26 protein-coding genes are annotated in these 23,990 nt (G+C 26.8%); 11 read left to right on the top strand and 15 right to left on the bottom strand.

Going from position 1 to position 23,990, the window contains the following annotated elements:
* Window positions 1-6: 6 nt before the first annotated feature.
* Window positions 7-852 carry a YitT family protein gene (locus ACAN_RS05490; protein ID WP_099334126.1) on the bottom strand — a complete coding sequence of 282 codons (846 nt, stop codon included), beginning with the start codon at window positions 850-852 and terminating at the stop codon, window positions 7-9.
* Window positions 853-943: 91 nt separating this feature from the next.
* On the opposite strand from ACAN_RS05490, the gene ACAN_RS05485 reads away from it, so the two are divergent.
* Together ACAN_RS05485 and ACAN_RS05480 are read left to right on the top strand one after the other, a co-directional pair.
* Window positions 944-1,165: a hypothetical protein gene (locus ACAN_RS05485; RefSeq protein WP_079577168.1), complete on the top strand. Its 222-nt coding sequence runs from the start codon at window positions 944-946 to the stop codon at window positions 1,163-1,165.
* Between the two features lie 11 nt (window positions 1,166-1,176).
* Window positions 1,177-1,740 carry a DJ-1/PfpI family protein gene (locus tag ACAN_RS05480; RefSeq protein WP_196778774.1) on the top strand — a complete coding sequence of 188 codons (564 nt, stop codon included), beginning with the start codon at window positions 1,177-1,179 and terminating at the stop codon, window positions 1,738-1,740.
* Window positions 1,741-1,795: 55 nt separating this feature from the next.
* Here the strand turns inward: ACAN_RS05480 and ACAN_RS05475 are convergent, their stop codons facing one another.
* Window positions 1,796-3,640, bottom strand: coding sequence for a GGDEF domain-containing protein (locus tag ACAN_RS05475; RefSeq protein ID WP_099334124.1), 1,845 nt, complete (start codon window positions 3,638-3,640; stop codon window positions 1,796-1,798).
* 62 nt (window positions 3,641-3,702) lie between these two features.
* Window positions 3,703-5,295 carry a cation:proton antiporter domain-containing protein gene (locus tag ACAN_RS05470; RefSeq protein WP_099334123.1) on the bottom strand — a complete coding sequence of 531 codons (1,593 nt, stop codon included), beginning with the start codon at window positions 5,293-5,295 and terminating at the stop codon, window positions 3,703-3,705.
* 170 nt (window positions 5,296-5,465) lie between these two features.
* Between ACAN_RS05470 and ACAN_RS05465 the strand changes: the two genes are divergently transcribed.
* Window positions 5,466-6,434 (top strand): NAD(P)-binding domain-containing protein, encoded by a 969-nt coding sequence (locus ACAN_RS05465; RefSeq protein WP_099334122.1) that lies wholly within the window; start codon window positions 5,466-5,468, stop codon window positions 6,432-6,434.
* Here ACAN_RS05465 and ACAN_RS05460 read toward each other — a convergent pair.
* On the bottom strand, window positions 6,431-6,823 hold the full coding sequence (locus ACAN_RS05460) for a DUF3010 family protein (protein WP_099334121.1): 393 nt from the start codon (window positions 6,821-6,823) through the stop codon (window positions 6,431-6,433). The two genes, ACAN_RS05465 and ACAN_RS05460, sit on opposite strands and share 4 nt — an antisense overlap.
* A 109-nt stretch (window positions 6,824-6,932) precedes the next feature.
* On the opposite strand from ACAN_RS05460, the gene ACAN_RS05455 reads away from it, so the two are divergent.
* Entirely contained in the window at window positions 6,933-7,598 is a 666-nt protein-coding gene (locus ACAN_RS05455; protein ID WP_165773057.1) for a small multi-drug export protein, read from the top strand.
* 7 nt (window positions 7,599-7,605) lie between these two features.
* Here the strand turns inward: ACAN_RS05455 and ACAN_RS05450 are convergent, their stop codons facing one another.
* Window positions 7,606-8,250, bottom strand: coding sequence for a DsbA family protein (locus tag ACAN_RS05450; protein WP_165773056.1), 645 nt, complete (start codon window positions 8,248-8,250; stop codon window positions 7,606-7,608).
* A gap of 115 nt (window positions 8,251-8,365) precedes the next feature.
* On the opposite strand from ACAN_RS05450, the gene ACAN_RS05445 reads away from it, so the two are divergent.
* Entirely contained in the window at window positions 8,366-8,764 is a 399-nt protein-coding gene (locus ACAN_RS05445) for a hypothetical protein (protein WP_099334118.1), read from the top strand.
* A 14-nt stretch (window positions 8,765-8,778) separates the two neighbouring features.
* Here ACAN_RS05445 and ACAN_RS05440 read toward each other — a convergent pair whose 3' ends face one another.
* Window positions 8,779-10,008 (bottom strand): DUF711 family protein, encoded by a 1,230-nt coding sequence (locus tag ACAN_RS05440; RefSeq protein ID WP_099334117.1) that lies wholly within the window; start codon window positions 10,006-10,008, stop codon window positions 8,779-8,781.
* A gap of 233 nt (window positions 10,009-10,241) precedes the next feature.
* On the opposite strand from ACAN_RS05440, the gene ACAN_RS05435 reads away from it, so the two are divergent.
* The 4 genes from ACAN_RS05435 (at window position 10,242) to ACAN_RS05420 (ending at window position 13,385) form a co-directional block, all read left to right on the top strand.
* Window positions 10,242-11,567 carry a double-cubane-cluster-containing anaerobic reductase gene (locus ACAN_RS05435; protein ID WP_099334116.1) on the top strand — a complete coding sequence of 442 codons (1,326 nt, stop codon included), beginning with the start codon at window positions 10,242-10,244 and terminating at the stop codon, window positions 11,565-11,567.
* A complete protein-coding gene (locus ACAN_RS05430; protein WP_099334115.1) occupies window positions 11,568-12,329 on the top strand; it encodes an acyl-CoA dehydratase activase in 762 nt (253 codons plus the stop codon).
* Window positions 12,330-12,368: 39 nt separating this feature from the next.
* The gene (locus ACAN_RS05425) at window positions 12,369-12,887 is read left to right on the top strand and encodes a class I SAM-dependent methyltransferase (protein ID WP_099334114.1); all 519 of its coding nucleotides are present in this window, start codon (window positions 12,369-12,371) and stop codon (window positions 12,885-12,887) included.
* A 63-nt stretch (window positions 12,888-12,950) separates the two neighbouring features.
* Window positions 12,951-13,385 carry an EF-hand domain-containing protein gene (locus tag ACAN_RS05420; protein WP_191287724.1) on the top strand — a complete coding sequence of 145 codons (435 nt, stop codon included), beginning with the start codon at window positions 12,951-12,953 and terminating at the stop codon, window positions 13,383-13,385.
* 22 nt (window positions 13,386-13,407) lie between these two features.
* Here ACAN_RS05420 and ACAN_RS05415 read toward each other — a convergent pair whose 3' ends face one another.
* Genes ACAN_RS05415 through ACAN_RS05405 form a run of 3 tightly spaced genes read right to left on the bottom strand, consistent with a single transcriptional unit; the run spans window position 13,408 to window position 16,645 of the window.
* Window positions 13,408-15,510 carry a helix-hairpin-helix domain-containing protein gene (locus tag ACAN_RS05415; RefSeq protein ID WP_099334113.1) on the bottom strand — a complete coding sequence of 701 codons (2,103 nt, stop codon included), beginning with the start codon at window positions 15,508-15,510 and terminating at the stop codon, window positions 13,408-13,410.
* On the bottom strand, window positions 15,507-16,118 hold the full coding sequence (locus tag ACAN_RS05410) for a LysE family translocator (RefSeq protein WP_099334112.1): 612 nt from the start codon (window positions 16,116-16,118) through the stop codon (window positions 15,507-15,509). The genes ACAN_RS05415 and ACAN_RS05410 overlap by 4 nt, the downstream gene beginning before the upstream one ends.
* Window positions 16,115-16,645 carry a DedA family protein gene (locus ACAN_RS05405; protein ID WP_079577153.1) on the bottom strand — a complete coding sequence of 177 codons (531 nt, stop codon included), beginning with the start codon at window positions 16,643-16,645 and terminating at the stop codon, window positions 16,115-16,117. The genes ACAN_RS05410 and ACAN_RS05405 overlap by 4 nt, the downstream gene beginning before the upstream one ends.
* A gap of 180 nt (window positions 16,646-16,825) precedes the next feature.
* On the opposite strand from ACAN_RS05405, the gene ACAN_RS05400 reads away from it, so the two are divergent.
* Both ACAN_RS05400 and ACAN_RS05395 read left to right on the top strand, forming a co-directional pair.
* Window positions 16,826-18,061, top strand: coding sequence for a bifunctional diguanylate cyclase/phosphodiesterase (locus ACAN_RS05400; protein ID WP_099334111.1), 1,236 nt, complete (start codon window positions 16,826-16,828; stop codon window positions 18,059-18,061).
* The gene (locus ACAN_RS05395) at window positions 18,045-18,839 is read left to right on the top strand and encodes a nucleotidyl cyclase domain-containing protein (protein WP_099334110.1); all 795 of its coding nucleotides are present in this window, start codon (window positions 18,045-18,047) and stop codon (window positions 18,837-18,839) included. Before ACAN_RS05400 ends, ACAN_RS05395 begins: the two co-directional genes overlap by 17 nt.
* An 18-nt stretch (window positions 18,840-18,857) precedes the next feature.
* Here ACAN_RS05395 and ACAN_RS05390 read toward each other — a convergent pair whose 3' ends face one another.
* The 6 genes from ACAN_RS05390 to ACAN_RS05365 form a co-directional block, all read right to left on the bottom strand.
* Window positions 18,858-19,769, bottom strand: a complete 912-nt coding sequence (locus tag ACAN_RS05390) for a 5-oxoprolinase subunit C family protein (protein ID WP_099334109.1) — start codon at window positions 19,767-19,769, stop codon at window positions 18,858-18,860.
* A complete protein-coding gene (gene pxpB, locus ACAN_RS05385; protein WP_099334108.1) occupies window positions 19,766-20,440 on the bottom strand; it encodes a 5-oxoprolinase subunit PxpB in 675 nt (224 codons plus the stop codon). Before pxpB ends, ACAN_RS05390 begins: the two co-directional genes overlap by 4 nt.
* Before the next feature lies 1 nt (window position 20,441).
* The gene (locus ACAN_RS05380; RefSeq protein WP_099334107.1) at window positions 20,442-21,176 is read right to left on the bottom strand and encodes a 5-oxoprolinase subunit PxpA; all 735 of its coding nucleotides are present in this window, start codon (window positions 21,174-21,176) and stop codon (window positions 20,442-20,444) included.
* Between the two features lie 35 nt (window positions 21,177-21,211).
* Window positions 21,212-22,549 (bottom strand): TRAP transporter large permease, encoded by a 1,338-nt coding sequence (locus tag ACAN_RS05375; protein WP_099334106.1) that lies wholly within the window; start codon window positions 22,547-22,549, stop codon window positions 21,212-21,214.
* A complete protein-coding gene (locus ACAN_RS05370) occupies window positions 22,539-22,958 on the bottom strand; it encodes a TRAP transporter small permease subunit (RefSeq protein ID WP_228150623.1) in 420 nt (139 codons plus the stop codon). The genes ACAN_RS05375 and ACAN_RS05370 overlap by 11 nt, the downstream gene beginning before the upstream one ends.
* Before the next feature lie 72 nt (window positions 22,959-23,030).
* A complete protein-coding gene (locus tag ACAN_RS05365; protein ID WP_099334104.1) occupies window positions 23,031-23,987 on the bottom strand; it encodes a TRAP transporter substrate-binding protein in 957 nt (318 codons plus the stop codon).
* Window positions 23,988-23,990 lie beyond the last annotated feature (3 nt).

Here is a 23,990-nt window from a genome sequence, read left to right as displayed (position 1 = left end):
TTAAGGTTAATGCCCTCTTCCTAGCATCTCATTTGCTTCACTGATTATTAAAAATGCTTCAGGATCATTTTTTTTAACCAAATCTCGCAATAATTGTAGTTTTGTTACTTCAATTACTATTAAAATCATTTTTTTATTTTCATTATAGAGCCCTGTACCATTAATTACTGTTCCATAAGGACCTATATGCTCTTTTATTAAACTGCTCATTTGCTCAACTTCATTAGTTACTAAATGAACAACTTTTTTATTTAAATTACCTGTTAATATTTTATCCACAGCAATTGCAGTAATATAAATACTTACAATACTCCATAAAACTTTTGCAGTTTCATCAAATATAAATAAAGAAGATAAAATAATAAAAAAATCAATAATAAAAATAATTTGACCTGGCTTTATTTCACTTTTAGAAGAGACAACTCTTGCAATAATTGTAGAACCACCTGCTGAAGAGTTTCCTTTAATTACAAAAGCAAGACCTATTCCAATTAAAACTCCACCAAAAATTGAAGCAAGTATTACATCTTCAACTAATGCTTTTATGTGTAAAATTTCAAAAGAAACATCAACAAATGTTGAAATAAGTACAATTGTGATTACTGTTCTAATTGCAAAAGATTTTCCTAAATATTTCATACCTAAAAGTAATAAAGGAAGATTTACAGCAACCATCCAAAAACCAACACTATATGAGCTAATATAGTGTAAAAGAAGAGCTAATCCAGCGGTTCCACCTGTGATAATTCCATTTGGAATAAAAAACCATACTATACCTAAAGATAAAGTTATAGAACCCAGTAAAATAAATACATAGTTTTTAATTTCATCTTTTATACAAAATCTATTCATACTTCTCCTAATAATAAGTTTTTACTCTTTTATAAGTAGATTATAATCATTATTTTACCATAATTTGTTTATGTATGGAAAAAGGAGAATTATGGAGTTTATACCACATACTCAAACTGAGTTAAGAAATATGAATATTAAAGAGGATGAAATCTATACTATTCAATATCAAGAAAGAGATTATTACAATGCAGAAAGTCGTGTAGAACTTGGTAAGGGTAAAGCAGTTATTAGTGATAATGAAATTGTATTTATTATACATGATAGCATGGGTATGGATAAGTTTATTAAAGAAGCAAGAATTATAAAATAAAGGAGAGAATTATGTCAAAAAAAATTTTAGTTTTAGCAGGTGATTTTGTTGAAGATTATGAGTTAATGGTACCATTTCAATGTTTACTTATGTTAGGGCATAAAGTTGATGTTATTTGTCCAGATAAAAAAGCAGGTGAACAAATTAAAACTGCGATTCATGATTTTGAAGGAGATCAAACTTATACTGAAAAACCAGGTCATAATTTTACATTAAATGCAACATTTGATGAAATAGATGAAAATGATTATGATGCCTTAGTAGTTCCAGGTGGAAGAGCTCCTGAGTATATTAGACTAAATCAAAGAGTTTTAGAAATAGTAAAAAATTTCAATTCAAAAAATAAACCAATTGCATCAATTTGCCATGGTATTCAAGTCTTAGCTGCTGCAAATATAGTTGAGGGAAGAACTTGTTCTTGCTATCCAGCTTGCGCACCAGATGTAAACTTAAATGGAGGAACATGGAAAGATATAGGTTTTGAAGAAGCACTTGTAGATGCAAACTTAGTAACAGCTGCTGCTTGGCCTGCACATCCACAATGGTTAGCTAAATTTAATGAATTATTAAAATAGAGTCTAAAAGCTTGCAAGTTTACAAAACTGTAAACTTGCAAGCTTATGATAAAACCTAAAATAGATCTACACTTGTAATTTGACTTTCATGAAATCTTACTACTTTATCTCTACCACTATTTTTTGCTTCATAAAGTGCAATATCAGCATTTTTAATTACTCCTTCAAGTGAGTTTGAATCTTGAGGGAACATAGAAAGACCAATACTAATTGTTTTTTTAAGTTTATTACCAGCATAAACATCAATCTCATTTTCTCTTACTTTTTTAGCTATTTTTTTTGCAACATTTAAAGCATCTTCTTCACTATTTACACCAACTAAAAGTACAATAAACTCTTCACCACCATATCTAATAATCAAATCAGATTCTCTTACTGTTTCATTTAGTATTCTTGCTAACTCTTTTAATACTTTATCCCCAATATCATGCCCATACTCATCATTTACTGCTTTAAAGTGATCCATGTCAAGTAAAAGTACACCAATATTTAAATTTTCTCTTTTTGTTTGTGGAACAAGTTTTTTAGTATGTTCATCTAAAAATCTTCTATTATAAAGTCCAGTTAGTCCATCTTCAAAAGCTGATTCTTGTAAAGCATTCATTAAGATCTTAACTTCTATTGAAGGAGTAGCTTCATTTATATAACTTTTTACAAAAGAGATTTTATCTTTTAACTCTTCTAATTGCATTTTTGTATCACAAACAAAATTTATGATTAGATATCTATTTTGACTTATTTCAACATTTAAACAATAATGAAATTTATCATCTTTTTTAAAATAAGGACAGCTTGCATGATAATCAACAGAAACAACATCATTTTTTGTTCTAGCACATCTACATAGCTCTGCATCTTCAATTATATTATCTTTACAATATAAAGCATTTCCAACTATTTTAATAATACTCATTTTCTCTTTTGTATAATCAATTTCAAAAAAAGCAAAGTTTTTAATAGAAAATTGATTTTCAAATACTTGAGCAAGTCTATCATATATTTCACTTTTACTATTATCAAGCTCAATCTCTTTTTTAAACTGATATAAATTTGAAAGGTTTTTAATAATATCTTTTGATTTCTCAAGTGGATTAATATGTGAAGAGTTAGCTTTTTGACCAATAAACTTTTGAAGTCTTTTTTCAATATCCAAAGATGTATCTCTAAATGTTGACATTAATTTATTATAATCATCAATTAGTGCATCAACTTCACTAGTTTTTGAAGACTCATGAGGTATCTCTTTAAATCTTCCAGCAATTGCTAATTTTATACTTTTTGCAAGCTTATCTAATACTAAAATATAGTGTTCACTATTTTTTCTTGCAAGTATTATTATTAAAAAGATTGCAAGTAGTATAAGAAAAGGTATTAAATATGTAATTTCAAGACCAATTTGCTTTATATCACTTATATCCATTTTCAAAGAAACAGCACCTAATGTCTCACCATATTGCACATTGTGGCACTTATTACAGTCAATTCCATTTTCAATAGTTGAAATATATGGAACCGTAACTCTTATACTTGTTTTAGTAAAAGTTTCATTTATTTGATATTTTAATTGGCCTGTTTTTATAGCTTCTTTATCTATGTCATCCTTAGGGTTTCTAAGCTCTTCTTTTCCAAATTGTTTTTTTACTAGTTCACTTCTTATTAACCAAAGCTCTTCTATATTTTTCATTCCTGCAACTGAGTTAATAAAAGTATCAACTTGATCCATATTGCCATTTATCATATGAGAAGTAAGACCACTTTTTACAACTTTTGCTATAATTTGTGCATGTTGAATAGAAGATTTCAAGTTAGTATTTCTTAAGTTATAAAGACTTAATGTTGTAACTAAAACTGCTAAAATTATACCTATTAATAAAAATTGAAAAGTAGACTTTTTTCTCATCTAGTAGAAACCTTTAATGGATTTTTTTGAATTATACATTTTTTACATAAATATGTTATAAATTAGATTGATCTATCAATTAACAATCTTGCAACCTCTTTATGTGCATGAACAAAATTCTTTATGTTCAAATCTTTCAAATCTTTTTTCTCTTGAGTTGTATTTATCTTTAAAGTAATATTTGCATCTTTATAAAAACTTAGAATTGCCTCACAAATAAGTCTTTTTCTTTTTGTATTTGATAAAGTTATTATAATACTTGAAGAGTCTTCAACTTTAAGAGATTCTAATACAGGTTTTTTATCTAAGTGACCAAAATATGCCATATAACCTAATTTTCTTGCAAGTAGCACATGTCTTAGATCATCTGATATAATAACAAAATCTTTATTATTTTCTTTTAAAGTTCTTGATATTATTCTTCCAAGAGTTGAAAAACCACAAACAATTACATGGTTTTTTGCCTTAATAGGTGTAATTTTATCTGATTCATAAAACTCTACTTCAAAATATGAAGCAATTTTGTAAATATTACTTATTATAAAAGGTGTTAGAATCATTGATAATACTGTAACTAATATCAAAAAATTTGACAAATTACTTGAGAGTAGTCCATCATTTGAAGCAAGTGCAAATATTGCAAAAGAGAACTCCCCTACTTGACACAATGATAAAGCAGACTTAATAGCAGTACTTTTAGCTGATTTTCTTCTAATAATAAAATAAATCACAAATGCTTTTACTAAAACAATTGCTACAAAAATCAAAAAGATATAATGTATATTATTAAAAAAATAAAAAACATCTATTTTTGTTCCCACACTAAAGAAAAATGCACCAAGTAAAAAGTCTTTATAAGAAGCAATATCAGATTCTACTTTAATTCTATATTTTGTTTCAGCTATTATCATACCTGCAATAAACGCACCTAAAGAGTAAGTAAAACCCATCTCATGAGCTAAGATTGATGCTCCCATTACTATTGAAAAAACTGATCCTAAGAATAACTCTTCTAATTGTGTATTTGATGAGAATCTCAAAAGCCAATTCATTATCTTTTTTCCTATTGTAAATAGAAATAATATCACAACAAAAGCAGAGAAAAGTGTATTTAAAATGATTTGAGAAACACTTAAAGAATCATTTGCTAAAAATGAAATTAGTAAAAGTATAGGAATTACTGCTAAGTCTTGAAAAATCAAAATTGCAGTTGACTTTTCTCCGTATGGCGTATAAATATCTTTTGAATGCTTTAAATAACTTAATACAATAGCAGTAGAAGATAAAGAAAAAGCAAGTGATATAATGACAGAGGGAACAATTTGTATTTTAAAAACAAAGTGAGAAAATAAAAAAATAACAATAGCACTTAAACTAACTTGTAAAAAGCCGTTTAGTAAAAGAATCTCTTTCATTCTTTTGATTCTTTCTATACTCATTTCTAAACCAATAGTAAACATTAAAAATACAATACCAAACTCTGCTATTAACTCCAATGAGCGAATATCAATACTATTGAAATTAAAAATATAACTAATAACAGTACCTGTTAAAATATATCCAATAATATGTGAAATACCAATTTTCTTTAAAATTATATTAAATACTGTTGATAGTGCTATACTTAAAAATAGTGTAAATAAAATAGTTTGCATTTGTCTCCCTTAAAGCTTTTATTGTACCAAAAAATATACATGATTTATTTTATATTATATATATAAAATAAACAGTTTAAAAATAGATAATTAATAAATAGTAATTTTATGAATTAATGTTATAATTATTTAAACTAAGCATTTAAACTTTAAATTAATAAGGCCAAAACATGAATAAGATATACGATATTGCAATAATTGGTGCAGGTCCTGGTGGAATAGCAAGTAGTGTTGAAGCTGTTTTATTAGGTTTTAAAGATGTAGTTGTTTTTGAAAAAAGTCAAAATCATTCAGATACTATAAGAAAATATTTCAAAGATAATAAAAGAGTTGATAAAGACTGGAAAGGCATTAAAGTAGAATTAAGAGGAAATATTCATTTTACTGATGGAACAAAAGAGAGTACATTAAACCTATTTGATACATTAGTTAAAAACAAAGATATAGAGGCTTACTTCAATGAAGAAGTTTTTAGTGTAGAAAAAGAAGATAAAAATATTTTTAAAATCACTACAGTAAAAGAAAAATCTTACTATGCAAAAAATATTGTCATAAGCATAGGAACAATGGGAAAACCAAATAAACCAACATATAAAATTCCACCAACACTAAAACAAAAAGCAAATTTCAATATTAGTCAATGTACACAAAATGAAAAACTTTTGATTGTAGGAGGTGGAGATAGTGCTGTTGAGTTTGCATATTATATGGCAAAACAAAATAGTGTTACTTTAGCATACAGAAAAGAGAGCTTTTCAAGGGTAAATCCTACAAATTTACACTATTTGTTTGATTATGTAGAAAAAAAACTTATTGATTTAAGACTAAATTTAGATATAACAAAACTTGAAGATAATAATGGACAATTTGAAGTATATTTTTCAAATGGAAAAACTGAACTCTTTGATAGAATAGTTTACGCCTTAGGTGGTTCTAGTCCCACAGACTTTTTAAAAAGATGCTCAGTATTACTTGATGAAAATAATTGCCCAATTATTGATGAAAACCTAAGAAATAACCAAGAGGGGATATACTTAGCAGGTGATATTGCAAAAAGTAATGTTGGTGGCTCAATTGCCCTTGCATTAAATCATGGATATACTATTTGTGAACATATAAAAAGTAAAAATAAACCTTAAGCATTTAATGCACATAAATAGCTTTGTTCTTGATATTTTTTAAGTTCACTTGGAAAAGTAATTTCATTTTTCTTTTCAAATGCACTTAATGTTTGTGCACAGACCAAGTGTGTAGTACAAATACTATTTAATTGAATAACTCCTTCCATCTTAAAAGTCACAGCTCCACCTGCAAAATTTCCTTTTTTTGCCCTTTTTTTTAGAACTATTTTTTCAATACAATTTTGTCTTAAAAACTCTTCAATCTTTAAAAAAAACTCTTTTACACACTCTTGTTTCTCATCATCTTCTAAAGTAATCTTTTTTAATTTTAAATTTTTAAACTCATTGTTTTCAACTACACTTAATATTGCATTATTAGCTTTAAGTTCAATTCCACAAACTTTCATATAATCTCCTTTTTTTTATTATACTAAAATCAAAATACTAAGTATGATTTTATTTCAAAATGAAATATTTTTCTTTCTTATGATAAAATATGCTTTTAAAAGAGGAAAAATGAGAAAAATCAATAATATTATTTTTAAAGGTAAAGAAGGAAATATTTTTATCTTTAGTCTTTTTTTAACTACATTACTTATTATTTCTATATTAATTACATATTTTTATGATACAAAATTAGCAAATAAAATTACTAGTTTAGTTGTATCAAATCTTTTTGTAGGACGTGTTCCCTCACTATCTTTAGGTTATGCCTCGCAATTACCTCATATTACTGTTATAGGAGTAAATATAGTAACTGAAATTATTTTAGTTACTAGTTTATATCCTCTTTTTATATTTAGCCTTAAAGGAATACTAAAAATAAAACCTTTAGAAGATTTCTTTTTTCAAGTTCAAGAAAAGAAAAAACAACATCAAGATAAATTTGAAAAATACGGTAAAATAGGACTTTTTGTTTTTGTTTTTATTCCTTTTTGGATGACAGGACCAATTGTTGGTGCTATTATTGGCTATTTAATAGGTCTAAAGCACTATACAATAATGGCAATTGTATTTATATCAACTACTATTGCTATAACACTATGGGGATTTTTTCTAAATGAGATTATTGAGTTTTTATTGGCATTTGATACTAGATATGTATGGATAATACTTTTGTTAATTGTAGTGACAACTTTAATTTTAAAAATAAAAAATAAATTATATAAAAGAGAAAAATAATTCTCTTTTATAACTCTGATTTTATTAAATTCATTAGATTATCAAGACCAAAAGTCTCAAGTGGTTTTCCATTTACAAAATAAGATGGTGTTTTTGTTGCTCCTAATTCTTTTGCATCATTTAAATCTTGATTTATTATATCTGTAACTTTTTGTGAATCATTTTCAATATCAGCAGAAAGTTTTTCCATATCAAGACCAGCTTTTGGTAAAATTTTCCATAACATCTTAGGATTTACAACATGATGTTCTATCCAATACTTTTGAGTTGCAAACATAAACTCTAAAGTATCCATAAACTTATCTTGTTTTCTAGAAGCTTCTAATACTCTTACTGCAAAATCTGAGTTTTCATGAAAAGGTGCATATCTTAAAACTAGTTTTATATCACCTTCATTTTCTTTCATTATCTTTTTTACATAAGGGTGAAACTGTGCACAAGTACCACAAGCAGGATCAAAAAACTCTACAAGTTGAACTTTTGCTTCTTTTTTTCCTAAAACAATTGAGTGCTCTTTTTGTAAATTACTAGCTTTTTGTTCAAGCATAGCATTATAACTTGCAGACTCATTTTGTTTGTAAATATATGCTCCTGCTATAAATACGACCACTATACTAATTATTGCAATAAATACAATCTTTTTATTTTGCATACAAAACTCCATATAAAATTTATATATTTTATCAAATTTTTGTGTAGTATGTGTGGAGATAATAAATAGTTAAAAACTAATTTTGTATCATTAGGAAAATAAAAAAGTGAGACATATGAAAAAAAATGAAAAAGTTAAATTAATAAGAGAGATTGAGAAACCTATAAAAATCTTTGGAAAGCAACTAAAAATAACAAGAGTTGTTTTAATTCTTGCGGCTTTTTTAATATATTTTGTAGCTTTGTATTATGAAACAAGAAGCAATACACCTTTAGTTTTAGGAATAATTCCTTTAGTTTTATTAAGCTTTACTCTAATTTTGATAAAAAATAGAATTTTATATATTGGTAAATACAATATAGAGTGTTCAAATGCAGGTGATTTATATATAACAAAACTTAAAGGTTCTTGTCCTAAATGTCAAGGGGAATTAAAGGTTGTAAAAAAACTAAATGATCAATTTGTAATTTGTAAAAACAATAAAGAACATAAGTTTTATTTACAAGAGAACTAAGGATTTTCTTAGTTCTATGGCACTTTTAATACTGCACAATTACATAAATCATCGCTTTCATAAGCTGTAATATCACCTTGTTTTAAATTAGGATAAGGAAAAAGTCTTACAGTCAAGGGTTTATTTAACCTAAATGCCATAGTTCCAGTATCTTGCATAATTAAAGCGATTTTTTCAATAGAAGTATCTCCTTCAATTGGTACAGTATCAAGTCCTATTCCACAAACAGCACTATTTGTAAGTAGTGTTCTAATATCATAATCTTTTCTTTTAGTTCCAGCTGCTAAACCTAAATCTTCAATAACCGCAAGCATTAATCCTGAAAATCCCACTAATGGCACATTTTTTATACTTTTAAAAACCTTTGTAAGTAAAGAAGAAGCCTCTACACTTCCTGCTGCACCAAAATACTCAACACCTAATAGCTCATAAACACTTGCCATTGAAGAGCAGTTTTTAGATGGTGCTGCTGAACTATCAATTCCTACAAATTTAAAATCACTATTATCAAAACTATTTATTACTTCATTTATATTATCAACATGATACTGTAATGATGTACTTAAAACTTCATAATACTCTTTAAACTTTTCTTGATGTGTTTTTTTAGTATTTGATTCATTGCATTTGCTTAAAACATTTACTAATAAATCTGGTGTTTCAAGACCTATAACATATGAATCTTCTAAAAAGCTTTCATGGTATGAAGCTGGAAAATAAGGAATAAATGGCTTACAGTTGAAATTTACTGTAAAATTAAAATTACCCTCACCTCTTGGTGTTATTTGTGAAATTTTTTTAACAGCTTTTGCACAGTGCAAAATAGTTGTATTATCTAAAATATCAAATTCATCTTTTTTTATATTTACACAAGCATTGCACAAATCACCATATGAAGCTATTAACTCAGGTAACATCTCAATTTGTTCTTTTGTTTTTGCTTCACCAATTGCAAATCTTATTCTTAAATTTTCATTTGAATATTTATTTAAAAGTGAAGATATATATGCTAAATCTTCTTTTGCTTCTTCTATACTATTTATGTTTAAATACTCTTCAAATGCATTTGTAACAACTCTTATTGATTGAACTTCATAATCAATTCTATTAAATCTTTTGCTTAAATTATTACAAAAATAACAAGCTTTTTCTATCTTTTTTTCCCAATTGTTTTTATCTTTATCTAAAGTTAAAAATGTTGTTATTGTCCTTATTTTGCATAATTGTTTGTTTTTATAATTCATCTTTATCCTTTAGCAAAATATTAGCAAAGAAATAAAAAATAATCAATCCAAATATTGCTTTTATATAAGCTTTTTTAATACTTTATTAAGTAAATTATATTATAATTTTAAGCAAAGCTGTATATTAGGTCTATGGTATAGACATACATGATTAAGCACTACAAAACTACTTAGCTTTATTCTACATGTAAAAAATTCTATTTATAACAGCAAACATATAAAAGGTAATTATTATGGGTGTACAAGAACACAGAAGCCTATTAAAAGATATTGGGGTAGATGTTGATAGACATGCTAAAATGATGGAAATGGGTCTTGAATCATATAAAGCACAATTTATGACACAAAAAAACAGACCAGAAGCAATGAAATATTTTGATTGGTTTATGAGTGAGATGCAAGGTCAAAGAATAGCAGAAATAAATGAATTAAGAAAAAATAAAAAACCTGCAATTGGAGCATTTTGTATTTTTGTTCCTGAAGAGATTATTGTGGGTTCAGGAGGAGCATGTTTTGGTTTATGTGGGGGAAGTCCTGCAACTATAGCTGATGCAGAGACTGAACTTCCTAGAAATATCTGTCCATTAATTAAATCTGCCCATGGATTTAAACTTCAAAAAACATGTGCTTATACTCAATCTTCTGATTTTATCTATGGAGAAACAACATGTGAGGCAAAGAAAAAAACTTGGGAGATTTTAAATAAACATCACCCTGTAAAAGTTATGAATATTCCACATATGAAAAGAGAAAAAGATTTAAAACTTTGGAAAGAAGAACTTTTTGAGTTTAAAGAACATATTGAAAGTATAACAGGAGAAAAACTATCATTAGAACAGATGAAAAAAGGAACTAAGATAGTAAATGAAAAAAGAGAAGCTTTACAAAGATTAGACAGATTAAGAAGTATGAATAAAGATGTAATTCCAATAAGTGGAAAAGATGGTTTATTTGTTACTCAAATGGGATTTTTAGATGATCCTGTTAGATTTACTAAAAAAGTAAATGAACTTTGCGATGAATTAGAAAAAAGAGTTGAAGATAAAATTAGTGTATTTGAAGAAGATACACCAAGACTTATGGTATTAGGGACTCCTTTTGCACCACCAAACTGGAAACTTCATACAGCAGTTGAAACAAGTGGAGGGGCAATTATAAATGAAGAATCATGTATTGGACATAGATATTATAAAGATAATGTAAATTTAGATGATGTAAATAATGAAGATGAATTAATGCAAAAGCTACTTGATAAATATAGTGCAGTTGATTGTGCATGTTTTACACCTAATGCACCAAGAATTGATAAAATCTTACAAATGTATAAAGATAGACAAGCAAGTGGAGTAATTTATTATACTTTATCATTTTGTCATACATATAATGTTGAAGCTCATTTGGTTACACAAGCACTTGAAAAAGAAGGAATTCCTTGTTTGGTAATTGAATCTGATTATTCACCAGAAGATGCAGGGCAAATAAAAACAAGAGTTGAAGCATTTTTAGAAAGTATTAATTTTAAAAAAGAAGCTGCTGCTTTTAAAAAGAAACAAAACTAAATGTACTGGGGAGTAGACATAGGGTCCACATATACAAAAATATGTGGACTTGATGAACAAAAAAATATAATAGATACAAAAACCATACCAACTATTGTAAATCAAGATGAAATAGTTCAAGAATATCTTAAAGACAAAAATGTTGAAATGTTAGTATCCACAGGGTATGGAAGACATATGGTTCAAGAACTTTTTAATTGCCCAGTAATTAGTGAAATAAAAGCCCACGCGAAAGCAGCACACTATTTTCAAAATGATGCAGATATGGTTATTGACTTAGGAGGTCAAGATAGTAAAGTAATAAAACTTGATTTAACTGGTGGTTTTATTGATTTTAAGATGAATGACAAATGCGCAGCAGGAACTGGAAAATTTTTAGAAATTGCTTCAAATAGAATGGGTTTAGAACTTGAAGAGTTTTCAAAAATAGGATTTAAAGCAACAAAAGAGTTAACTATTTCAAGTATGTGTGCAGTTTTTGCAGAATCAGAAGTAATCTCACTCATAGCAAAAAAAGAGAGTGCTTCAAACATTTGTTATGCAGTTCATGAATCAATTGCATCAAGACTTGCTTCAATGGCAAGGAAATTTGCAATAAAAAGCAATAAGATTATATTTTCAGGAGGAGGAGCATTAAATCCTTTTTTATTACATTTAGTAGCTTTAAAATTAGATAAAGAAGTAATTGCATCAAAACACCCTCAATTGGCTGGAGCAGTAGGTGCAGCACTTGCTGGTCATGAAGTAAGCACTGAACTTTAATGAGTAAACTTTTAAGTTTGCTCAATGTAAAATAAACTTATGTTTGAGTTTTATTTACTAATTTTTTTACTTATAATTGTTTGTGCTATTGTGATATCTTCACTAAAAATTGGGATTTCTCCTATGCCAAGTTCAAAAGCTTCACATAAAATAATCTTAGAGTATGTAAAAAAAACAGAAAATAAAACTATTATTGATTTGGGTTCTGGCTTTGGAAGTTTAGCAATTTTTCTAGCTTCAAATCTTCCAAATAGAAAAATAATTGGCTATGAATTATCATTTTTTCCATGGTTAATCTCTATTTTTTTAAAAAAATTATTAAGATTAGAAAATCTTCATTTTTATAAAAAAGATTTTTTAAAACAAGATTTGAAAAATGCAACTTTAGTTTGTTATTTATACTTTAAAGGGATGAGAAAGCTCGAAGATAAACTATTTGCAGACTCAATTAATACTACAATTATTAGTAATACTTTTTCTTTTTTTAATATAAAGTATAGAGATAAACTATATGCAAATGACCTATTTAAAACTACTATTTACTTATATATGACTTAAATATTAAATATTCATTAAAATTTCAATGTTATAATTTCAGTAAGATTAAAAAAAGGAAAAGCGATGAAAACTTTTAAAATTGCTATATTATCTATAGCTACATGTACGCTACTTGTTGCCCAAAATTTTCCAAATAAAGGGCCAATTCCTTTTAACTCGTATGATCAAAATACTGATGGAGAAATAACTTCAAAAGAGTTTTATGATGTAAGAGCTGAAAGAATGACTCAAAAAGCTAATCAAAATATGCCTATGAGAAACGCACAAAATGCTCCAAGTTTTGAAGACATTGATAAAAATGGTGATAAAAAAATAACAAAAGAAGAGTTACAAGATTATCAACTAAATAAAATGTCAACGAGAATGAACAATAAAGGCATGAACAAAGGTCAAGGGATGAATCAAGGTCAAGGCATGAAAGGTCAAGGGATGAATCAAGGTCAAGGCATGAAAGGTCAAGGCATGAATCAAGGTCAAGGAAGAGGCATGAATAACTAAGAGAGTTTTCTCTCTTAGTTATTTAAAGCATCATACTTAAAGCTACTTTTTGTCTTTTCATATCAATATCAATAACTTTAAGTCTTGGTAAAAATTGATTTATTGATAAAACCTCCATTGGATGATTTACTCTTTTTTCACTCATTTTAGAAATATGTATCATTGCATCATTTTTCAATCCAACATCAACAAAAGCTCCAAAATCAGTTAGATTTCTAACCACTCCACAAAGTTCATCATCAAGTTTTAAAGACTCTAAACTAAGCTCATCATCTCTAAATACAGTTTGAGGTAACTCTTCTCTAATATCAAAGCCTGGTTTTAAAAGTTCACTTATTACATCTTCACAAACAGTCTTTGAAATCTCAAATTTATTACAAACTTCTTCTTTATTTATATTATTTAAATCTTCATATTTTAAAAGTTGATTTGCTAACTCATAATTTTCAGGATGAATTGCAGTATTATCTAAAATTGATAATCCATCTTTTATTCTTAAAAATCCAACTGCTTGTTCATAAACCTTTGCTCCAATTCCACTTACTTTTAATAAGTCACTTTTTGTTTTGAAGTTTTTGTTTTTATCTCTATATGAAACAATATTTAAAGCTAATTTTTCAGAAATACCTGAAACAAAAGACAATAACTTATAAGAAGCAGAGTTTATATCAACTCCTACTTTATTTACCAAATCTTCAGTAACTTCATTTAATTTTTTCTCAAGTTTTGTTTGATTTACATCATGTTGATATTGCCCTACTCCAAGTGATTTTGCATCAATTTTTACAAGTGCAGATAAAGGATCTCTTAATCTACTAGCAATTGAAATAGCACCTCTTGTTGTAACATCTAAATTAGGATACTCAATAGTTGCAATCTTTGAAGCAGAATAAACAGATGCACCAATCTCACTTACAACTGCAAATTTTAAATCTAAGTTATTCTCTTTTATAAATCTTGAGAAAAAACTTGCTGTTTCATTTGAGGCAGTTCCATTACCAATTGCTATGGCATTGATTTTATACTTTTTAATTAAATCAAAAACAATCTTACTAGAATTTTTATAATCTTCTTTTGGTTTTGTAGGATATATTACATTTGAGTCTAAATAGTTTGCATTTTCATCAATAACAGCTAATTTGCAACCTGTTTTATATCCAGGATCAACTCCAAGTATAACTCTATTTACAACAGGTGGAGTAATTAAAAGTTGATGTAAATTTTTTCCAAAAAGATTTATTGCTTCATTGCTTGCTTTTTCTTTTATATTTGTAATAAGTTCTCTTTTTAAACTAGGAAGAAGCAATCTTTTTAAACCATCAACTAATCCCTCAAGTAGATAAATACTTGAACTATTTGCATCTTTTGGAATCTTAAACTTTTGTATGTTTTCTATAATTCTTTCTTCATCAACTTCTACTTTTATTGACAATTGTTTTTCATTGACAGCTCTATTTATTGCTAAAAATCTGTGAGAGGGAATATATTTTGCTTTTTGAGAAAACTCTTTATAATTTTTATAAACTCCATCTTCTTCATAATCTTTTGTTGGTTTTGTTTGTAAAAGTGCATGATTTTCTAAAAGTGTTCTTACTACTTGTTTTGAGCGTATATCATCAGCATATCTTTGAGCAATAATATCTTTTGCACCTAAAATTGCTTCTTTAGTATCTTTTATATTTTCATTTAAAAAGTTCTTTGCTTTTTTTTCAACTTCTTCTTTTGTATATTTTACACAAGAAATAATATTTGCTAAACCCTCTAGATTATTATCAATAGCCTTTTGTGTTCTTGAACTTTTTGCTGTTTTAAAAATAGAGTAAATATCATCTAATGCAACTAATGTTGTTGCCTCATTAATTGATGCTTCAAGTTTTGAAGTTAAAAGCTCTTTTTGAATAAGTTTTTGTTTTATATCATCTTTTTTTTCTACAACTTTTTTACTATATTCATAAATATCATTGAAATCTCTTAAAGTTTCATCACTTGCATTTCCTGTTAAATCTTTTCTATATCTAGCAATAAAAGGAATTGTACATCCTTGCTCAAAAAGATTTAATATATTTTCTATGTACTCTTGTTTTAAATTTGTTTTTTCTTTTATAGTTTTTATTAATTCATTCAATTTATATATCCTATTGCATCAAAAATTAATTTTACAGCAAATGCTGCTAATAATAAGGCCAAAAATTTCATTATAAAAAAATAAACCTTCCCTTTTAAAAACTTTTTACTCTTTGCTGCCATATATGCAATAAAAACTTTTGAACCAACCAATGAAAAGTAAAAAGTTGCTAAAAAAGCAAACACTACACTTAAAGAGAATTCATTTAGTATTTGCAGTAAAATGGGTGTTCCAATAGCAATCCAAAAAAGATAAGGGTTTGGACTTAAAGCACCAATAACTAAACCTTGCCTAAAAGATTTATTTGGCATATTTTTATCAAGTACAATTTGTTCAACCTTGAAATTTTCATAAGCTAAATAGAATAAATAAGCACTTCCAACTAAAGAAACAAACATTAAAAACATCTTTGAATCACTAATATAACTTGCTAAAAGAATAGATAATATAACTATTGGAATATCTACTATTACAGGAGAAAAAGCCACTTTAACACCTGAATTCAAATCATGTTTTAAAGTTTGCTGTATTACAAAGTTTGTAAGAGGACCTGGAGCAAAACCAGCACTTACACCCAAAGTAAGTGCCAAAAATAAAAAATCTATCATACTCTTCTAAAAATAAAAGAAAGTAATAAAAATACTACAACAACTATTCCTAAGCCTATATATTTAAAGTCTTCACTACTATTTAAAATATACGAACCTGCTGTGTAACTTGCATAACCAACAATTACAGCCCAAAGTGCTGTTGCTAAAATATTAAAAAAAATAAACTTTTTACTTGAATATTTTGTAATTCCCATAGCCAATGGAATTAATGTTTTTATTCCATAAATATATTTTTGGAAAAAAACAACAAAGGAACCATATCTTCTCATCATCAAATGAGCTAAAGCCACTTTTCTTCCATACTTTTTCATCATATCTTTTGCATACATTTTATTTTTTCTTGCAAGGGTAAATAAAAATTGATCACCTAAAAAGTTAGATACACCAGCAACTAAAATTGATATATAAATATTTAAATCCCCTGCATAAGATAACACTCCTGCAACTACAAGACCTACAAATCCACCACCAAAGGAATAAGCAAATAATGCAATATATCCCCAATCTCTTATCAAATCTTCCAATACAAACCCTTATATAAATTTAATGGATTTTATCTAAATAAGTTTTAAATAACATATAGTGAAGAATTTATAAGATAAATAACTTTTTTTTCAATTAAATAATATTTTTACATTCGTTATTCTAGGTATCTTAAGATTTAATAATATATAATCAATTTATAAAGTAAAAAAAGGGTATAAATGTCTATAATAAAAAAGTTTTTAAGATATAAAAATAAAGATAAAATAAAAACACTTTTTTTAATAGATATTTTATATATGAAAGATATTAATGCTGTTTACAATTTTGACAATGGCGATTACATAATAAAACAGCTAGAAGAGTTGCTTAAACATACTATTAAAAATAAAATAAAAAGTATAGTAAAAGATTCTGTTTTTATTGATTTTGTAAATACACATGTTGATGTTTTTGGACTTACTATATACAAAGATATATCACAAGAAGATATAGAAAAAATAAAAGATGCAATCTTTTATACAATAATCTCACACAAATTTAAACTTTTAGATAAAAAATCTTTTATTAATATTGATGTAACAATAGGTTGTTCTAAAAGTGCTGATAAAAAAGTAAAAATATATGCAGAAAAAGCTTTACACAATGCAAAGTTAAATTTTGTTCATTTTATCTATTTTGATAGTAAATTTTATGAAGAAGAGAATTCAAATGAAAATTTACTAGAAATACTTAAATATAATATTCAAGAAAAGTTAGTAGAGCCATATTTTCAGCCAATAGCAAACGCTCAAACAGAAGAGATAGTAAAATACGAAGCTTTAATGAGAGTATTTGATAAAGACAACAATATGATAATGCCTTATGTTTTTATTCAAAAATCTAAAAAATATAGATTATATAATAATTTAATGGCAATACTAATTGAGAAAGTTGTTTCATATATCAATAAATACAAAATAAATATAAGTATAAATCTTGACTTTCATGATATATTAAATCCAAAAATAAAAGATTTATTAATAGAAAAAATCAAAAATAACAATGTTGGAGAATATCTAACTTTAGAGATATTAGAAAGTGATAAAATCTCAAACTATTCTATTGTAAATGAGTTTATAAAAGAAGTTAAAAAATATGGTGTAAAAATAGCTATTGATGATTTTGGAACAGGCTTTTCAAATTATGAATATATTTTAAATATTGATGTTGATTATATAAAAATAGATGGCTCACTTATTAAAAAAATTGATCAAGAAATCTATTTAAATCTTGTAAAAAGTATAGTTTTATTTTGTAAACAACAAAACTTTGAAGTTGTTGCAGAGTTTGTAAGTGATTTGAAAATATTACGATATATTCGTTCATTGGGAATTGAATATGCGCAAGGCTATTATATTAGTAAGCCAAAACCAATAGAAACAATAGTTGGAGAACTTAATGAAAAGAATTCTTAAAAAAGTAACTGATGCGACTGTAAATGAACTTTTACAAAATGAAATTATTTTACCCTCAACATATTTTCAGTGCTTTGATAAACACGCAAAAACTTTAGAAATAGATTTAGAAGATAAAGAGTTTCACAAAAACTTAGACTCTTTTATTGCAAAAGAGTATGCAGATATAAATGATTATGCAAAAAAAACATTAGAGAGTTTAGATAAAGTTACACTTGCAACAAAAGATGCAAAACTTGCAATTGAAAATAAAGATGAAAGTTCTTTACAAAAAATCTATCATGAGATGCAAGATTTGAAAAAAGAGCTTGACACTGTAACAAATAAGGTATTTAAAGATGAAGTAACACAAGCTTTTAATAAAAAATGGATTTATAATAGATTTTTAAATAATGAATATAATTTTAAAAAAGATGGAGCACTGGCTTTAATAAAAGTAGAAAATGCTGATTATATTTATGAAAATTATGGTCAACTAATATTTGATAATTTACAAATATTTTTAGTAAAATATATTACTAAAAAAATAAAAGAAGAGAGATTAAATTATAGTATTGCTAGATTTATAAATAACCAATTTATTATATTTTTTGATAATGAAGATTTAAAAGAGTGTTCACATGTAATTAATAATATAAAAAACCTAATTGAAGACACTACACTTAAAAGTAAATCAGGTATCTTAATCAAACCAAAATTTACCTATGAAATGAATACATATTCAAAAAATGAAAGTTTTTCAGAACTAATAGAAAACTCTTTTATAAATACCTATTAATAAAAAAGTTTTTAAAGCTTAGTTAAAAGAGTTATAAAACTCTTTTAACTTCTTTTGTGCTTTTTCAATAGATATTTGTTTAAATCTTATTTTTGTATTTGGTTTTACTTGAGCTAATTTAAAGCAATCGATACTTAAAACACTACCAATTTTAGGATAACCACCAATTGTTTGTCTATCTTTTAAAAGTATAATAGGCTGTCCATCACTTGGAATTTGTATTGATCCAAAGCTTATTCCCTCAGATACAATACCATCAATATCACACTTTATTGGTTCACCTTTTAGTTTGCATCCCATTCTATTAAACTCATTTGATACTGTAAACTCACTTGAAAAAAACTTCTGTTTTTCCTTATCAGAAAAATATTCATCTTGATAAGATAAAACAACTCTTAATAAAAGTGTATCTTCATACTTTGGATGAAAAATATCTTTTAATCTTGAAGTATGATGTAAAGTATGAGAGTTTATTTTTAAAATATCACCTTTTTGCAATCTATTTGCATTTAAGCCACCAAGATTTTCTTTTATTGTAGTTGAATAGCTTCCAAACTCTTTTTTTATTTTAAAGCCATCTTTTACAGCAAGATATACTTTTGATCCTTCTAAAAATTTTCCAATTTTAACAATATCTCCAACTTTTAGATTATGTGTTTGCCAACTCTTTTTAAGTTCATTGTTTATAAAAACCTCACAAGAAGCTCCTGTTACTGCTATTTGTGTATTTGTATTTGCTTTAAACTCAACATTTGAAAAAGCTATTTCGATAATATTTTCATCTTTTTTATTACCTAAAAGCATATTTGCAATATAGTAAGCATACTCATCCATAACACCTGCATGTGTTACACCTATGTGTGTATATGAAAATCTTCCTTTATCTTGAATAGTTGCAAAAATTGGAGTATTGATAATCTCTAAACTCATAAAACTCCTCCTTGTTTTAAAAACTGCTCTTTTGAAATGGGATTAAATTTCACCCTATCTCCTACACTAATAGGAGATAAAGTCTCTAAACTTTTATCAAAAAATTCAAAAGCAGTTCTTCCTACAATATTCCAGCCTCCTGGACTAGCTTGTGGATAAACAGCTGTTTGAGTATTTGCAATTGCAACACTTCCTTTTGGAATACTCTTTCTTGGAGTACTTAATCTAGGAAGAGCAATACGCTCATCTACACTTGCTAAGTATCCAAAACCTGGTAAGAATCCTATTGCATATACATCATATGTTCTGTCTGAATGAATTTTTATAATTTGCTCTATACTTAAAGCTGTTTTTTCACTCATACTTTGTAAATCTAATCCAACTTCAACTCCATAATAAACATCAATAGTAATTAGTTTAGAGTTATCTTCTTGAGTTTCATCTAGATTAATCAACTCTTCAAGTTTTGTTTTTATAGTTTCATAATCATATGTAAAAATATCATATGTAATTAAAATTGAAGTATATGATGGAACTATTTCAATAATTCCATCAAGATTTAATTTTTTTACACAAAGATAAGCATTTTTTACCTTTTTTGCTATATCTTTATCAATCTTATCTCCAAAATAGATAATTAATGAATCAACTGAGGCTACTTTTATTTTCATTTTAAATCAATGCTTTTCTTAATAGTTTTATAAAGTCTAAGGCTTTTTCATTATCTCCATGTACACATAAACTATCTACTTCTAAAAATAGTCTATTACTGTTTACACTTGTTATATAGCCTTTTTCTTTAAGTGTTGAGATTCGTTGAGCAACTTCAAGCTCATCGTGAATCACCGCATCATCTCTCATTCTTGATACAAGAGTTCCATCATCGTTATAATTTCTATCTGCAAATACTTCATATAATAGATTTATTCCATAAAACATTGCAGTATGTTTATAACTTTCATTTTTAGGGCTTGATAAAATCATAAGTTTTATATTTTTATCAAAAGATGAAATTGCACTTAATATTGCTTTGAATATATTTTCATCTTTCATCATATCATTATATAAAGCACCATGAGGTTTTACATATGAAATACCTGTTCCATGAGCTTTACAAAATGCATTTAATGCACCTAATTGATATAAAATTATAGACTTTATCTCTTCTAGTGAACATCTTATGCTTCTTCTACCAAAACCAACTAAGTCTTGATATGCAGGATGTGCACCAAGTGTTACATTGTATTTTTTTGCCAATGCAACAGATTTATTCATAGTTAAAGCATCACTAGCATGGAAACCACAAGCAAGATTTGCCATATCAATGTATGGCATAATTTGCTCATCATATCCCATCTTCCAGATACCAAAACTCTCTCCCATATCGCAGTTTAATCTAATATTCATAACCTTATCCTATAAATTGTGATACTTTATTATATCTAACCAATCATTTTATTTGGTAAGAAAAATACCAATTCTGGGAAAAATGTAATTAGTGCAACTGTTATAATCATTATTATAAAAAATGGAAAAGTTGCTTTTAAAATCGTTTCAATCTTTTCATTACTTATACCTTGAATTACAAATAGTGAAAATCCAACAGGTGGAGTTATTTGTGCCATTTCTACCATAAATACCAAGAAAATACCAAACCATAAAGGATCATATCCAGCTAAAATAACAATAGGTAATACAATTGGTAAAGTCATTACAACAATAGAAATTGCTTCTAAAATCATTCCAAGAATAATATACATAATACCTATTAATAAAATAAGCATTAATGGACTTAATCCAAGACCTGTAATAAACTCACTCATTGCTCTTGCAATTCCTAAAAATCCAATAACTTGAGATAAGAAAACTGCACCTGCAATAATAAAACCAATCATAACTGAAGTTTTCACACTATTTAAAAGTGCATTTTTTAATATATCTAAAGATAAAGCTTTAAAGTAAGCAGCTAAAATCAATGAACCCAAAATACCTAAAGCTGCTGCTTCTGTTGGAGTTGCAAAACCACCATAGATTGAACCTAAAACTAAACCAATAAGTGAGAAAATAGGCGCTAAATCTTTTAGTGAATATAGTTTATCTTTAAAAGTATATGTTTCATCATCAGCTGGCATAACATTTTCTTTATCTGTTGTTGCTTTATACATAATATAAAAAGAGTATAAAGTAGCAAGTAATAATCCAGGTATTAACCCAGCAACAAAAAGTTTACCAATAGATACATCAGATAAAACTCCATATATAATCATTATAAGTGATGGAGGAATTAAATACCCAAGAGTACCAGAACCTGCAAGTGAACCCATAGCTAATGATTTTGAATATCCCCTACTTTGAAGTTCATCAAGAGTGATTTTACCAACAGTAGCAGTAGTAGCAGCACTAGAACCTGACACTGCTGCAAAAAGGGAACAAGCTGCAACATTTACATGTAAAAGTTTACCAGGTATATGAGTAAGCCATGGCTTTAATCCATTTAATAATCTTGTTGAGATTGAAGATTTATATAAAATCTCACCCATTAAAATAAACATTGGAAGTGCTGCAAGTGACCAAGAGTTTAAAGCATCATAAAGTGAAGATGCAAGTAAATCTCCTATTTTATCATATACACTTATTACAGGAGGAAGATTATGATCAAATAAAAGCATTCCAATTATTCCTGTTAACATCAATGAAATACCAATCCAAATAGATGATAATAAAAATATAAACATTATTACTATTAAAACAATTGATAATATAAGTGGATCAGCTATCATGTGTAAATCCTTTGAAAATAAAAACTATAACTGCTAAAATAAATAGCGCAATTCCAATTGGCATTGCAAGTTGAGTTAAATAAATTGGTGTTTCAGAAACATTTTCTGAAAGCATTTCAAACTCATATGAGTCATATGTAAGTAATACAGTTCTATAAAATGCAAAAAATAGCACACCAAGTGCAATAATTGCTGCAAAAACATCTACTTTTTTATTTGCTTTTTTAGAAAGTTTTGAAGTAATTATATTAATTCTAATATGACTATCACTACTAAATGTATAAGCAAGTCCTAAAAAAATAGAAGCTAAATAGAGATATCCACTATATTCATCTGCAATCATTGTTGAAATATCAAAAAATGATCTTAGAAAAATCTCCAATAAAATTAGTGATACTAATATTATCAATAAAAATCCCGATAAATAAGCTCCCCCTTTTGAGAGCTTATCTACTAAATTACATAAAGAGTTCATACACAACTACTTTCTATATTCTTTAAAGATTTTTTTAATATCTTTATTTGCATCATCAAGGTATTCAGTTAAAAGTTTTAAAGCAATTTCATCAAGCTCTTTTTTAAGTTCAGGACTAGCTTCTTTTACTTTCATACCATTTTTTCTTAATAACTCTAAAGAAGTCTCATCTTCAATTTTTACAGCTTCCCATTGGGCTTTTTCAATCTCTTTTGCTGCTTTTAACATCGCTTTTTGTTGATTTTTATCTAAAGCATTCCAATAATCTAAATTAATAGTTACTGCTTGTAAAGGATATGCATAATTTATTTTTGTATAATTACCTAATACTTCCCAAAACTTACCATCTTTACCCGAACTTGAAGAAGTTACAACAGAATCAACCATTCCAGTTCTAAGTGATGAATAAACCTCTCCCCAAGGTAAAGCAACAGCGTTTCCGCCTGCAAGATTTACAAAAGATGCAGAGTTTTTATCATAAGTTCTAGTTTTTACACCTTTAAAATCATCAATTGAATTAATCTCATTTTTAGAATAAAAACCACTTGCTGGCCAAGTTACTGAATAAAGTAGTTTTTGATTCCACTTTCTTGCAGTTTTTTCATAAGATTTTTTTGATAATTGATAAAGCTTGTAAGCATCTTCATATGAGTTTGCTATAAAAGGAAGTGCTGAAATTCCAAATACCTTACCTCCACCTGATGTAAAAGGTATAAACATATCAGTCATAGCTACAGTTCCATCTTTTACTGCTTTTAAAGGATTTCCTTTTATAAGCGCACTACCTGAATGTACTGTTATTTTTATACTTCCATTAGTATACTCTTTAACTAATGTTGCAAATTTCTTAGCACCTTGAGTATGAAAGTTACTTTCAGAATATTTTGCGTTTAAATCCATTTTCATATCACCTGCAAACATTGCACTTGCAAGAGATACAATCAATAAACTTTTCTTGAACATTTA

The organism is Malaciobacter canalis (assembly GCF_008000835.1).
Taxonomy (GTDB): Bacteria; Campylobacterota; Campylobacteria; order Campylobacterales; family Arcobacteraceae; genus Malaciobacter; species Malaciobacter canalis.
This window is presented reverse-complemented; position numbering and strand designations above follow the sequence as displayed.